18 protein-coding genes and 1 riboswitch are annotated in these 12,697 nt (G+C 40.6%); of the genes, 14 read left to right on the top strand and 4 right to left on the bottom strand.

Features of this window, described 5'->3' with window-relative positions; genetic code table 11:
* Positions 1-403 (top strand): diaminopimelate decarboxylase family protein (locus ACRRMM_RS01765; RefSeq protein WP_432450770.1); only part of this gene is annotated, 403 nt, incomplete at its 5' end.
* Positions 404-443: 40 nt separating this feature from the next.
* Here ACRRMM_RS01765 and ACRRMM_RS01760 read toward each other — a convergent pair.
* On the bottom strand, positions 444-1,328 hold the full coding sequence (locus ACRRMM_RS01760; protein ID WP_017359791.1) for a DUF1002 domain-containing protein: 885 nt from the start codon (positions 1,326-1,328) through the stop codon (positions 444-446).
* A 321-nt stretch (positions 1,329-1,649) separates the two neighbouring features.
* Here ACRRMM_RS01760 and ACRRMM_RS01755 point away from each other — a divergent pair, with 321 nt between their 5' ends.
* Positions 1,650-2,087: a peptidylprolyl isomerase gene (locus ACRRMM_RS01755; RefSeq protein WP_007501040.1), complete on the top strand. Its 438-nt coding sequence runs from the start codon at positions 1,650-1,652 to the stop codon at positions 2,085-2,087.
* Positions 2,088-2,117: 30 nt separating this feature from the next.
* Here the strand turns inward: ACRRMM_RS01755 and ACRRMM_RS01750 are convergent, their stop codons facing one another.
* Entirely contained in the window at positions 2,118-3,380 is a 1,263-nt protein-coding gene (locus tag ACRRMM_RS01750) for an MFS transporter (RefSeq protein ID WP_428828976.1), read from the bottom strand.
* A 250-nt stretch (positions 3,381-3,630) separates the two neighbouring features.
* Here ACRRMM_RS01750 and ACRRMM_RS01745 point away from each other — a divergent pair, with 250 nt between their 5' ends.
* The 7 genes from ACRRMM_RS01745 (at position 3,631) to ACRRMM_RS01715 (ending at position 7,979) form a co-directional block, all read left to right on the top strand.
* Positions 3,631-4,212 carry a TetR/AcrR family transcriptional regulator gene (locus ACRRMM_RS01745; RefSeq protein ID WP_428828429.1) on the top strand — a complete coding sequence of 194 codons (582 nt, stop codon included), beginning with the start codon at positions 3,631-3,633 and terminating at the stop codon, positions 4,210-4,212.
* Positions 4,213-4,412: 200 nt separating this feature from the next.
* Positions 4,413-4,649 (top strand): DUF2164 domain-containing protein, encoded by a 237-nt coding sequence (locus tag ACRRMM_RS01740; RefSeq protein ID WP_017359788.1) that lies wholly within the window; start codon positions 4,413-4,415, stop codon positions 4,647-4,649.
* Between the two features lie 234 nt (positions 4,650-4,883).
* Positions 4,884-5,228 carry a hypothetical protein gene (locus tag ACRRMM_RS01735; RefSeq protein WP_008344451.1) on the top strand — a complete coding sequence of 115 codons (345 nt, stop codon included), beginning with the start codon at positions 4,884-4,886 and terminating at the stop codon, positions 5,226-5,228.
* 113 nt (positions 5,229-5,341) lie between these two features.
* Positions 5,342-5,483, top strand: a riboswitch (FMN riboswitch).
* A gap of 252 nt (positions 5,484-5,735) precedes the next feature.
* Complete coding sequence (gene ribE / locus ACRRMM_RS01730) at positions 5,736-6,386, top strand: riboflavin synthase (RefSeq protein ID WP_026050106.1); 651 nt, start codon at positions 5,736-5,738, stop codon at positions 6,384-6,386.
* Between the two features lie 11 nt (positions 6,387-6,397).
* Positions 6,398-7,021, top strand: a complete 624-nt coding sequence (ribB, locus tag ACRRMM_RS01725) for a 3,4-dihydroxy-2-butanone-4-phosphate synthase (protein ID WP_017359786.1) — start codon at positions 6,398-6,400, stop codon at positions 7,019-7,021.
* 26 nt (positions 7,022-7,047) lie between these two features.
* On the top strand, positions 7,048-7,512 hold the full coding sequence (gene ribH, locus ACRRMM_RS01720; RefSeq protein WP_007501031.1) for a 6,7-dimethyl-8-ribityllumazine synthase: 465 nt from the start codon (positions 7,048-7,050) through the stop codon (positions 7,510-7,512).
* A 113-nt stretch (positions 7,513-7,625) separates the two neighbouring features.
* The gene (locus ACRRMM_RS01715; RefSeq protein WP_008344455.1) at positions 7,626-7,979 is read left to right on the top strand and encodes a GNAT family N-acetyltransferase; all 354 of its coding nucleotides are present in this window, start codon (positions 7,626-7,628) and stop codon (positions 7,977-7,979) included.
* A gap of 24 nt (positions 7,980-8,003) precedes the next feature.
* On the opposite strand, the gene ACRRMM_RS01710 is transcribed toward ACRRMM_RS01715, so the two are convergent.
* Together ACRRMM_RS01710 and ACRRMM_RS01705 are read right to left on the bottom strand one after the other, a co-directional pair.
* Positions 8,004-8,528, bottom strand: a complete 525-nt coding sequence (locus ACRRMM_RS01710; protein ID WP_428828428.1) for a DUF309 domain-containing protein — start codon at positions 8,526-8,528, stop codon at positions 8,004-8,006.
* A gap of 88 nt (positions 8,529-8,616) precedes the next feature.
* Positions 8,617-8,709, bottom strand: coding sequence for a YjcZ family sporulation protein (locus tag ACRRMM_RS01705; protein ID WP_008359694.1), 93 nt, complete (start codon positions 8,707-8,709; stop codon positions 8,617-8,619).
* Between the two features lie 210 nt (positions 8,710-8,919).
* Here ACRRMM_RS01705 and ACRRMM_RS01700 point away from each other — a divergent pair, with 210 nt between their 5' ends.
* From ACRRMM_RS01700 to ACRRMM_RS01680, 5 genes are all read left to right on the top strand, one after another.
* Positions 8,920-9,678 (top strand): segregation/condensation protein A, encoded by a 759-nt coding sequence (locus tag ACRRMM_RS01700; protein ID WP_428828427.1) that lies wholly within the window; start codon positions 8,920-8,922, stop codon positions 9,676-9,678.
* Entirely contained in the window at positions 9,668-10,261 is a 594-nt protein-coding gene (gene scpB, locus ACRRMM_RS01695) for an SMC-Scp complex subunit ScpB (RefSeq protein ID WP_428828426.1), read from the top strand. The genes ACRRMM_RS01700 and scpB overlap by 11 nt, the downstream gene beginning before the upstream one ends.
* A gap of 113 nt (positions 10,262-10,374) precedes the next feature.
* The gene (locus ACRRMM_RS01690) at positions 10,375-10,854 is read left to right on the top strand and encodes a YpuI family protein (protein ID WP_048001419.1); all 480 of its coding nucleotides are present in this window, start codon (positions 10,375-10,377) and stop codon (positions 10,852-10,854) included.
* A gap of 113 nt (positions 10,855-10,967) precedes the next feature.
* Positions 10,968-12,119: a D-alanyl-D-alanine carboxypeptidase family protein gene (locus ACRRMM_RS01685; RefSeq protein WP_048001420.1), complete on the top strand. Its 1,152-nt coding sequence runs from the start codon at positions 10,968-10,970 to the stop codon at positions 12,117-12,119.
* Complete coding sequence (locus ACRRMM_RS01680; protein WP_007501015.1) at positions 12,107-12,694, top strand: nucleoside recognition domain-containing protein; 588 nt, start codon at positions 12,107-12,109, stop codon at positions 12,692-12,694. The genes ACRRMM_RS01685 and ACRRMM_RS01680 overlap by 13 nt, the downstream gene beginning before the upstream one ends.
* Positions 12,695-12,697 lie beyond the last annotated feature (3 nt).

Below are 12,697 nucleotides of genomic sequence, written 5' to 3'. Positions count from 1 at the left end.
ATCCAAACATGTACCTGGAATTCGCGATTATGTAGCCATTGACGGCGGAATGAGTGATAACATTCGACCTGCTTTATATCAAGCAAAATATGAAGCAGCGAGCGCCAATAAAATGAGCCAAACGCATGATCAAACTGTGTCCATTGCAGGGAAATGCTGCGAGAGTGGAGATATGCTCATTTGGGATATTGATCTGCCAGAGTTATCACAGGGAGACTTATTAGCTGTCTTTTGTACAGGAGCTTATGGCTACAGCATGTCAAACAACTATAACCGTATCCCGCGCCCGGCTGTAGTATTTGTAGAAGATGGGGAAGCGCAGCTTGTCGTTGAGCGTGAGACATATGAGGACATTGTCAAATTGGATTTACCTTATCAATCAAAAGTGAAATCATCGACTTAAAAAAAGCTGCCTGATCATCAGGCAGCTTTTTCTATGACATTTATTTTCCACCAGTAAATACAGAGACGATCGCGTTCCAAATGGAGACAAAGAAATCCCAAATTTTCTGTAGAAGGTTTTTCCCTTCATCTGATTCTATGAATTTTGTAATCTTGTCTTTTGCTTTATCAATTTGAGATCCGACTTGTTTCCAATCGATATTGATATTTTTCATTTTATCGAAGAGAGAGACAAGTTGATCTTTTTGGTCCTGCGTCAGATTTAAGTTCAAATCAGAAGCGGCTTGATCTACTTTTTCTTCCACTTCTTTTGTTGTTTTAGGAACTCCATTTTTGGCAATGTCATCTTTGATTTTTGCAATCAGAGCAGAAGCATTGTCTTTTCCAATAGAGTCACCCAATTTAGATGTTGTTACAAGCTCTTCGTTAGCCACCTGTTTCACATCTTCGGGAATGGCTTTGTCGCTTGACACCTCATAGGCTTTTAATAAACCTGTCAGTGCTGCTGTGCCAGATACTTCAAACGGCGCCGTCACGACAACCTTTGCATCTTTCACGCCTGCGGTCATTAAAGCATTTAAATACATCTCATCTGTAATGGTCTTAATGTTATGTGTATCCACAGTCAGACCCGTACCTGATTTTTCAATAGTGATAGATGAAGATGATAATGCTCGAGTCCCGATTTGAGAGCGAGGGATATACTTTCCTAAATATTCGTGCTCTTCTTTATTGGTTACTTCAATTTTTGTCGCATTTTCAGGTGGATTCAACTCGTCAAGCACCTTCTGGCGATCAGCCGGTGTTAAGTCTTGCCCGAGTGTGACGATGACATCGCCGACAGCTGCATCCGCTAAGCTGACTTTTGGCGCACCAATCAGTAAAAGGAGCGCTGCCATCATACCAAGCATTGTTTTTTTAAACATGTTGACCTCCTTCAAGTCGAAAGCGTTTCTCGATGGTGAGAAACTCATCTTTTGAGTACATAATTTGAATCGTACTCCATCATATAGACGTAACAAATCAGTCTGACGTTTCAATTTTCTTTTAAAGATGTTTGAAACCTCCAATATGATGAAGTGATTTGCTCAGTCTGTGATCATTTCCTTAGGAGAAAAGGATCAAGCTCTTTTAGTTTATCAATGATGGCAAAAGAGGTAAATCACATTAGGTAAGCAGGGGATGTTTAACATCACCGAAAATGTGCTATAATGAGCGTTGTTTAACCTGAAAGGAGAATGTGAAAAATGGCGAAAAAAGGATACATACAATTAACGAATGGAAAGAAAATTGAGTTTGAACTTTACCCAGAGGCTGCTCCAGGTACAGTAGCAAACTTTGAAAAATTAGCGAATGAAGGCTTCTACGACGGATTGAAATTCCACCGCGTGATCCCAGGGTTCGTAAGCCAAGGCGGCGATCCAAACGGTAATGGAACTGGAGGACCTGGTTACACAATTAAATGTGAAACAGAAGGAAACCCTCATCAGCACGAGAGAGGTTCATTATCAATGGCACACGCTGGTAAAGACACTGGCGGCAGCCAATTCTTTATCGTACATGACCCACAGCCGCACTTAAACGGTGTTCACACTGTTTTTGGCAAAGTAACATCTGGTATCGAAGCTGTTCTTGATATGGAACAAGGACAAGGCATGGAAAAAGTCGAAGTTATCGATGCTTAATCCAAAACACCGCTTAATTGCGGTGTTTTTTTATTTTACATCTGATGTTCCTGTGATCTGTGCCGTGAAGCGGTAGGTGATCATCCAATATAAAAGGGCTAAGGCGCTGATAGAGGCTCCAAATAAACATACCCCATTCCAGCCAGCGTTTGCGTATATGTGAGTTGATACAATAGAACCGAGCGCACTGCCAAGGGAATAAAAAATCATATAAGCAGCAGTCAGCCGGCTTCTCGCCTCAGGCCGGACCATGAAAATCATACTTTGATTGGTCACATGAACGGCCTGCACAGATAGGTCAAGAATGACGATACCAACGATTAATAAAATGAGGGAATATTCAGTGAAAAAAATAAAACACCATGAAAAGAGTAATAGGACAAGGGCGATGCACGTTGTTAACTGTCCTAAGCCTCGATCAGCAAGGCTTCCAGCTCGAGCGGCACCTAATGCTCCGGCAACTCCAGCAAGGCCAAAAGCACCAATTGCCGTATGTGACAGATTGTATGGCGTAGTGCTGAGAGGTAGCACAAGTGAAGTCCACAGCGTGCCAAACACAACAAAGATCAGAAAACCCAGTACGCCACGAATACGTAGAATTCGTTCTTGTCTGAACAATATAAACATTGAAGCGAGCAAGTTCACATAGGATATGGAGACTCTCTTGCTGTCAGCACGCGGAAGATACCGGTACAACACGCTAGTTATGATCAGCATCATCACGCCGGAAACGAGATAGACTGATCTCCAGCCGGCGAGATCGGTTAGTACACCAGCAAACGTTCGTGCGAGAAGAATACCAATCACAATTCCACTTTGAACCAAGCCCACTATGCGGCCACGTTCTTCAGGAGAGGCCCATGTCGCTGCGAATGCTACGAGTACCTGAGTGACTACAGCGAGCAGTCCCACCGCAGCTAGTCCTATGAACAGGACGGTGGCGGTAGGGGCGATACCGACTAGAATGAGAGATAACACGGATACTAGCATTTGAGCTACGATGAGCCGCCGTTGGTTGAACATATCACCAAGTGGTACGATCAGTAGCAGTCCTAGCGCATAACAAAGCTGAGTAATCGTAATGACCATACCAACGGATGAATAGCTGATACCAAACTCGGATGCGAGGGAGTCTAATAATGGCTGTGCAAAGTATATGTTTGCAACTGCCATCCCTGAGGCTGTCGAAAACAGTAGAGCCATATTGCGAGTCATCGTTGATCGGGTGTTTATTTGTAAATGAGTCGTTTCCAGATCAGAATGTTCAACGGCATTCATTTTTTCTTTTTTCATGCATGACATCAGCTCCTTTTGTACTAAAAAGTATAATATACTTATCAGTATAAAATGATTCCTGTTAAGGATAACCAGAGAAACGTTTTAAAGTCAAGATGATATAATGAAGATCTTGAGAGAGGCAGTCGGTTTGACAATGATATGTCAATAAAATAAAATGATAATATACCGATGAGTAAAAAATACTTATAAGAAATAGATGATTGATTTAGTGAAGAGATTTTTATGATAGAAATGAGGGTTGATGATGGTTCGACAACGGGAATTTGATGAGGAAAAAGCGTTAGATGAGGCCTTGTTGCTTTTTTGGGAGAAGGGGTACAGAGCCACTACATTAAGCGACTTAACTGTAAAAATGGGAATACAGCGGCCAAGCTTATACTCAGCGTTCGGTGATAAAGAGAAATTGTTTGAAGCAGCATTACGCAAATATACAACTCAGCATGCAGCCCACATTCGAACAAAACTTCAAAACAATCTATCTGTAAAGGAAGCATTTCATACATTATTTGCTGAATTAGTAGAAGAGGAATATGGACATGGGCCGAGTAAAGGGTGCTTCTGCATCAATACAATAGTCGAGCTTGCCCCACACGAAGAGAAATTTGAAATTCTCACAAGAGAGCATCAGATGTATCTTTCGGTCATTTTTGAAGAAAAAATTGTACAAGGTATTCGCTCGGGTGAGCTCGAAAGTAGTCTGAATGCCAAAGCATTAGCACAGGCGTTGGTTGTTTCTTTTATTGGACTGACAGTCCTCATGAAATCTCGCCCAGAGCGTTCGTTTGTAGATCATTCTGTAGCGACGATACTATCCATATTGAAATAAATAGTCTATATAAAGAAAGCGTATTTTGATCAATTGATTAAAACACGCTTTTTCTTTTAGGGTGTTATGGACACGTTTTTGTGATATGATAAGAGAACAAACATTCGTATTCGTAAGTGTCACCATATACAGCTCTAAAAATAAGTAAAAGTGCACATCTAAAAAGCGTGTGATCATGCAGAAAGAAAGCAGGAGATACTTTGAAACCATTAACAAAAGAAGAAAAAAACCAGATGATGATTGCCATTCAGCGTTACTTTGCCGAAGAACGAGAAGAGGAGATTGGTGAATTAGCAGCCATCAATATATTAGAATTTATCACAAAACATCTTGGAAGCTACTATTATAATCAAGGGGTTCGTGACAGCCGAAATATCGCTGTTCAAAGATCTCAATTGTTAGAGGAAGATCTATTCGCATTAGAGAAAAGAATATAATCAAAAAGCTCGTTTTTCTTGTTTACTCTGCTAACAGATAAAGAGGAAAAAAGACCCCCTTAATAAAGAACGCATATTCGTATCATATGTAATGATGAAAAGGTGGAACCAAAAGTCCACTTGAATCGTTATATAAGTAACCATTAATGAAAATCAGCTTTTTTGGTTTTATTTCATCAAAAGAAGGAATAGAACATACAAATAGGCGAAGTGCAGATGATGGAGGTTCTAAATATGGGGAAAATCAAATTAAAAATCGCAATCTTATTTGTTTTACTGCTTTGTTTAGGCGCAGGTTATTTATACATGAATGGCATGAAAATTGAAGATGTGCCAACAGCCATTGGCGAAAGTTTAACGAATAATGATAAAGATTACACAATCTATGAATATACCATTACGAAAATTGATGGTGATGAGTATTACGGTCAAGCCAAAAATGGCACGAAAATCATTTTTAACGGAAAGAAATTTGAAGATGATGTGGCCGATCTGAAAAAAGGCGATCGTATTAAAGCATACTTTAGTAATGAAAAAAGAATAGACGGTCTTATAAAAGTAGTAAAAGTCGTCAATTAACAAGTCTCCTTTCCTATAGGGAGGCTTTTTTTATGAACAGGTGATAAATCTTGATTGTTGCATTTGACCACAAGGATCGCTATAATAGCCCCTAAGGACAGCTAAATATCGATTGTATCCTTCGGGGCAGGGTGAAAATCCCGACCGACGGTAATAAAGCAAATGCTTTACAGCCCGTGACCCGTTAATTTATTAACGGTTGATTCAGTGAGAAGCTGAAGCCGACAGTGAAAGTCTGGATGGGAGAAGGATAACGAAAGCTATGTATGAACAAAAAATATGTGTTGATCATAGTTTTATTTCTAATGCAAAAAAACCACAGCCCCGGAATTTTTCCGGGGCTTTCTGTATGTCATTATAGCCATCGCATGCAGTGTTTATTAGGTGATCCCTCATTTACCTTGTATGGACCATAAAAAGCGACGAAGGTGTTCAATCGATCACATGTCCCAAACATCGCTTTTTCATAAAGTGAGAAGTACAAAAGAAAGAGAAAGGAAGGATCACATGTTTACGGGGATTATTGAAGAAGTGGGTACAGTCCAGTCATTGAGCAAAAGATCCGCAGATGCCATGGAAATCATCATCAAGTGCAGTCGTGTACTAGAAGATGTTCACCTAGGCGATAGTATCGCCATCAATGGCGTTTGTCTCACTGTCACAAGCTTCACAAAAGAACAGTTTGCGGCAGATGTGATGCCTGAGACGGTCAAAGCGACATCACTTGATCAGCTTGCGCCAGGTAGCCAAGTGAATTTAGAGCGAGCGATGTCATCAAATGGACGATTCGGCGGTCATTTTGTTTCAGGCCATGTTGATGGAACGGCTGTGATTACCCGTGTAGAAAAGAAGAGTAATGCCATTTACTATGATTTGAAAATGGACAAGACCCTCACAGATATGCTCACAAAAAAGGGATCGATCGCAATAGACGGCGTCAGCTTGACTATTTTCGATTTGCGAGATGCTCATGTGACAGTTTCTATCATTCCACATACGCTTGAAGGAACTATTTTCCCGACTAAATCTATGGGGGATGTAGTAAATATTGAATGTGACATGATCGGTAAATACATTTATCGCTTTTTAACAAAAGAGCAAAACGAAAAGCAGCCATCACGATTAACCCCATCATTTTTAAAAGAGCACGGATTCTAGGAGGCGATTGTATGTATCATTCAGTTGATGAGGCAGTAAATGCCCTGAAACGAGGAGAAATCATTATCGTAGTAGATGATGAAGACAGAGAAAATGAAGGAGACTTTGTGGCACTTGCTGAGCATGCAACGCCGGAAGTCATTAACTTCATGGCTTTACATGGAAGAGGTCTTATTTGCACACCAGTTCATGCCTCGATTGCGAAACACTTGGATCTGCATCCCATGGTCGAGCGAAATACGGATGCACATCATACAGCATTTACAGTGAGCATCGACCATACGTCAACGACAACTGGTATAAGTGCTTTTGAGCGCTCAACGACCATTTTGGCCATGTTAAATAAAGAGTCAAAACCAGAAGATTTTGCCCGTCCAGGTCATGTTTTCCCTCTTATTGCGAAAGAGGGAGGCGTAGTAGAAAGACCAGGTCATACAGAAGCGGCCGTTGATCTTGCTAAACTTGCGGGTTCAGTGCCAGCGGGTGTCATATGTGAAATTATGAATGCAGATGGAACCATGGCCCGCGTACCCGAACTACAAAAAATTCAAAAAGAACACGATTTAAAGATGCTGACGATTGAAGCATTGCAGGCATATATAAACAAGCAAACAACGACAATGAAAACAAAATAAAAATCACAAAAAAGGATGATGAACATATGAATACAATACAAGGTAATGTAGTAGCAGAAGGATTAAAGTTTGGAATCGTCGTCGCTAGATTTAATGATTTTATTACAAGTAAATTGCTAGATGGGGCAGAAGATACATTGCTCAGACACGGAGCAAACGGTGACGATATTGATGTCGTGTGGGTGCCGGGGGCTTTTGAAATTCCGTATATGGCAAAAAAACTAGCAGAAACAAAAAAATATGATGCAGTCATTACACTTGGAACCGTGATTCGCGGGGCAACATCACATTACGATTATGTTTGTAATGAAGCGGCTAAAGGAATCGCACAAAGTGCCATCTCGACAGGGGTGCCGATTATCTTTGGTGTACTGACAACAGAATCTATTGAACAAGCTATTGAAAGAGCCGGTACAAAGGCTGGAAATAAAGGCAGTGAATCGGCTGCAGCTGCTATTGAAATGGCCAACCTAAATCGAACGTTTCGTTAATTTGATGAAAAAGAGTTTAAAAACAACCTAAAAGTGTTTATAATGTGTGATGAGCAAGTGATTCATAAGACATTTGCTGGAGAATAGGATAATTTTAATATTGAGGGGTATATATGTTAATTCGTTACAAGAGGTCTTTTGAAAAAATTGCCATGGGACTCCTGTCCTTTATGCCGGGTGAGAAAGACGTCAAACAGCTTCAGCAGACGATAAAGTCGTATGAAATGGATGAAGATCGGCAGCTGTTCCTTTGGAAAGATGGTGAGGATATCGTCGGTGCGATTGGTGTGCTGAAAACAGACGACCAAGTACAAATCGAACATATTAGTGTCAATCCGTCCCATCGTGACCAAGGCATCGGCAAGGAAATGGTATTAGCCGTGGAAGAAGTATTCAAAACGAAAACACTCATTCCAAATGAATTAACGCAAGGCTTCTTTCATAAGTGTCACAGTGAAACAAATTAAATATCACACATGTAAAAGCAGAGGTTATATGCCTCTGCTTTTTTTACGTTCCATCTGCTTTTCACGTTCAAGCAATACGTCCGTCCGATCACGCAGTCTATGCTTTTCAATTAAGAATGTATGGGATAAGTTGCTCTCCTGTCCGAAGGTTAAGCCTTCTTTTTCCGCCATCTCTTGGCATAAAGAAAGAAGCGTTTCATCTCGTATTGGCAGCATCACACTTTCGTAGGGCATGTCTTCATCGATTTTCTTTTTCAGTGTTCTCAGCAGCAAAAGAAATGCCTCTTCATCAAGACCTAATTCTGTTAGTATGTTCCGGTCCGAATCTAATATATGAAGGCTGTTTGAAATCAGCCGTTTTGCTCCTTTTCCATTTCCTCGTCTTTGATGATACAAAGCAACAGCAAGCTGAATGAGACCCACCCAGTACTTTTTGCGCTGATGAGGAGGATCTTTTTTCCAAAATTCTTCAAGAATTTCATGACACTCAAAATAATCTCTTGTCGTATGAAATTCATGTAAAAAAGCCACGTACGCTTTAGGATACACAGCGGTCATCTCCTTTTCCACTATCAGTCTAACATACCGAAAAGAAAAGAAGAAAGAGCGCCCCTTTATGAAAGGACGCTCTGTTTCTTTAATAAACCCAAGCCGCGCCAACGATGATCAGCAAGATGAACAGCACAACAATAAGCGCAAATCCTCCGCCGAAGTAATAACCATCTCCCATAATGTTACGGCCTCCTTTTTCATCAGTTCTGATTACAATGGTATTCTATGTATAAACGCCCTCATTGGTATGGGCGAATCCACTGTTTTTCTTTTTTTGCCTGCTGCCTCATGGTCGAAATTATATTGGACGAGAGCTTTATGGTGTCTTATACTAAAGGTTAGCCGATGAAAACGGTACTTAGAAGACAGTAGAAATGGTGAGAAAAGAATGCTGGAATATCAGGTGAAAATAGATTCGTTTGAGGGTCCTTTGGACTTGCTTTTACATTTAATTAACCGTTTGGAAATTGATATTTATGATATTCCCGTCGCTAAAATTACGGAGCAGTATTTATTATATGTCCACACGATGAGGGAGCTTGAACTGGATGTTGCAAGTGAGTATTTGGTGATGGCTGCAACTCTCCTCAGCATTAAAAGCAGAATGCTTCTCCCAAAACAAGAGGAAGAGCTGTTTGATGAAGACCTGATGGAAGAAGAAGAGGACCCTCGTGATGAGCTGATTGGCAAATTAATTGAATACCGCAAGTATAAAAATGCAGCGCAAGAACTGAAGGAACGTGAAGAAGAGCGGCAAAACGCCTTCACAAAACCACCAAGTGATTTAAGTGAATTTGCAAAAGAAGCAGAAGCGAAGGACACAAACTTACATGTCACGGTGTATGATATGTTAGGTGCGTTCCAAAAAGTATTGAACCGCAAAAAAATAACAAAACCAGCACCATCAAAGATTACAAGACAAGAAATCCCGATTGAAGACAAAATGAATGAGATTATGAACCATTTAAGAAAAACAAAAAAGCGGACCAATTTCATGACTTTATTTCAACATGATCAAAAGGAACACCTTGTCGTGACGTTTCTTGCTGTTCTCGAATTGATGAAAAGCCATCAAATCATGCTGGAGCAGGAAGGAAACTTTGAAGATATTTATATCATAAGGAGTGAAACGATTCATGACGCTTGATATCGTGAATTGGAAAGCCATCTTAGAAGCGCTGCTATATGCAGCAGGTGACGAAGGCTTAACAAGAAAACAGCTCATGTCTGTTCTTGAAGTTGATGAGGCAGCGTTGCTTGATATTATGACTGCCGTAAAGGAAGAATATCAAAAACAAGAACGAGGGATTGAGCTTATTGAATATGCAGATTCATATATGCTGCTGACGAAAAAAGAATACAGCGTATATTTAAAAAAATTAGTAGAGACACCATCGAAAGGTTTGTCACAGGCAGCGCTAGAAGTGCTCGCCATTGTCTCGTATAAACAACCGATTACACGCAGCGAAGTCGAGGAGATCAGAGGCGTTAAATCAGAACGAGTGCTGCATAGTTTAGTTGCCAAAGCACTGCTCTGTGAAGTAGGACGTGCCGATGGACCGGGACGAGCGATCCTTTATGGGACAACACCTACCTTTTTAGAGCAATTTGGTTTAAAAGCCTTAGATGAATTACCGCCACTTCCAGAGAATGTGGAAGCAGATGGGGTGCAAGAAGAGGCTGATCTCTTTTTTGAAAACTTCAATCAAACATTTGAAGAGATAAAATAGTTCAAAATAAGGAAAAATGTATGATAAAATGTAAAAAAGATTTTAGGTCTAAAACCTTTATTTGAAAGATAAAATGGTGACAAAGCCATGAGGGGAAGGTAAACACGAAACAAATGGCACATATGAATGTAAAGGCTCAAGTTGATCAAGCAGGCGTTTTTTTATCAAAGGTTGCAGTTGAAGTGAATGATTTTCTGAACGAAGCTACCTTATCAAGCTTGAAACGATTAAACCCGGAAGCGGAAGCCTATTATTGTGACATATTAAGTACATTGCGGAAGCTTGCAGTTTATAGCGAGGATGCCGCGGCGGTTTGCAGGAAAATCGGGCAGCAGCAGACATTCCCGCACCAAGCCGCACAGCAGACGCTTCATCGTATTTATCATCAATGTATTGAAGAATTTTTTACACCAAAAAAGGATACATGGTATGAAGATAGCCGTTCAGCCTACACAGGAAAAAGCTGCATTGTTTTCCATCATGAAGTATCGGCTGAGGTCAAACGTTTGTTTTCTTCATTAGAAAAAGAGTTTTTAACGATGAGAGAAGAGCTGGAATATACAACATCTCATCAGCAAATGAAAATGGTATAAAGAAGAATGAAAAGCGACTCTAATCATCGAGTCGCTTTTTTTTATGGACGAGGCATCATAACTTTTTCAGCCGCGCATACACTTGTACAAAACGGACAAGGACGTGAATGAACATGCCCTATTTAAAAATTGGAACAGCAGTCCTTCTTCTATTGACACTCTTACTGCCTTTTTCCTCACACGCTCAAGCAGACATTTCATTATCGGTGAGTGCGAGAAGCGCCATTTTAATAGATGGACAGTCAGGCAGAGTCCTATTTGGAAAGGACGAGCACGAAAAAAGAAGAATCGCCAGTATCACAAAAATTATGACGGCTGTATTAGCCATTGAATCAGGAAAAATGAACGACATGGTCAAAGTGTCAAAACGTGCGATTCAAGCGGAAGGTTCTTCGATTTATTTAAAGGAAGGACAGAAGGTTAGTTTAGAAGACTTGACATACGGGCTCATGCTGCGCTCTGGAAATGATGCAGCTGTTGCCATTGCAGAACATGTTGGCGGCAGCTTAGAAGGCTTTATTTTTATGATGAACCAAAAGGCCTCTGAACTAGGCATGGAGAATACGAATTTTCAAAATCCGCATGGACTCGATGATCATAAAAACCATTATTCATCAGCTTATGATATGGCGATCTTAACGATGTACGCCATGAAGCATCAGCAATATCAAAAAATTGCCGGTACCACCTTTTATAAAGCAAAAACAATCGAAGGTTATTGGAAAAATAAAAACAAGCTGCTCACTGGTTTGTATCAATATTCGACTGGAGGGAAGACAGGATATACAAAACTTGCAAAACGCACACTTGTCTCCACAGCTGCAAAAGGAGATGCTGCGCTCATTGCTGTGACGATTAATGCACCGGATGATTGGAAGGATCATATCTCAATGTTTGAGTATGCATTTGATCACTATAAAACGTATGTGCTTGCTGAAAAAGGCAGGCTCGCTTCGTTAAAAGGGACTTTTTACGAAAAAAAAGCGTTTATTAAGCGGGATGTGGACTATTTACTAAATGAGGATGAGAAAAAACTAGTGGAAATCGAAACGGAAATGCTGACGCCTGAAAAGAAATGGGAGAAAAACAAAGAAGCGATCCCAGATGTAGTAGGGAAAATGACGTTCTTACTGGATGGTCAGGTAATTGAGCAAGTCCCCATTTTTTATGAAAACAAACGCAACCGAATGCCCCAAAAAAGCTTTCAAGAAATGTTTAAGTCTGTCTTTCAGACATCGATAGGCGGATCTTCATGGTCAATCTGATCTGGGTATTCCTCACGGTCATCGGTCTTGTCTATGCAATGTTTAACGGAACGATGCATGAAGTGAATGAAGCGGTCTTTAAAGGATCAAAAGAAGCGGTCACCATTTCAATTGGGTTGATTAGTGTTCTTGTATTCTGGCTAGGATTGATGAAGATCGCAGAAGAAGCGGGGTTGTTACATTTCTTTAGTAAATTATGCCGGCCCTTTATCTCAAAACTATTTCCTGAGATTCCTGCGAATCATCCAGCGATGGGGTATATTCTGTCCAATCTCATGGCAAATTTCTTTGGCCTCGGCAATGCCGCCACTCCACTTGGGATTAAGGCGATGGAGCAGATGAAAGCATTAAATGGCGGAAAAAATGAGGCGAGCCGGTCTATGATCACTTTTTTAGCAGTCAATACATCTTCTATCACACTTGTGCCAACGACTGTCATTGCCATTCGTATGACCTATGGCGCAGATCAGCCAACAGATATTGTAGGCCCAACCATTTTGGCGACACTTATTTCAGGTATAGGTGCGATTATGATTGATCGCTATTTCCACTATCGCAGAAGCAGGCGGGGGTGATCT

The organism is Bacillus sp. XT-4 (assembly GCF_050864245.1).
GTDB classification, from domain to species: domain Bacteria; phylum Bacillota; class Bacilli; order Bacillales; family Bacillaceae; genus Bacillus; species Bacillus altitudinis.
This window is presented reverse-complemented; position numbering and strand designations above follow the sequence as displayed.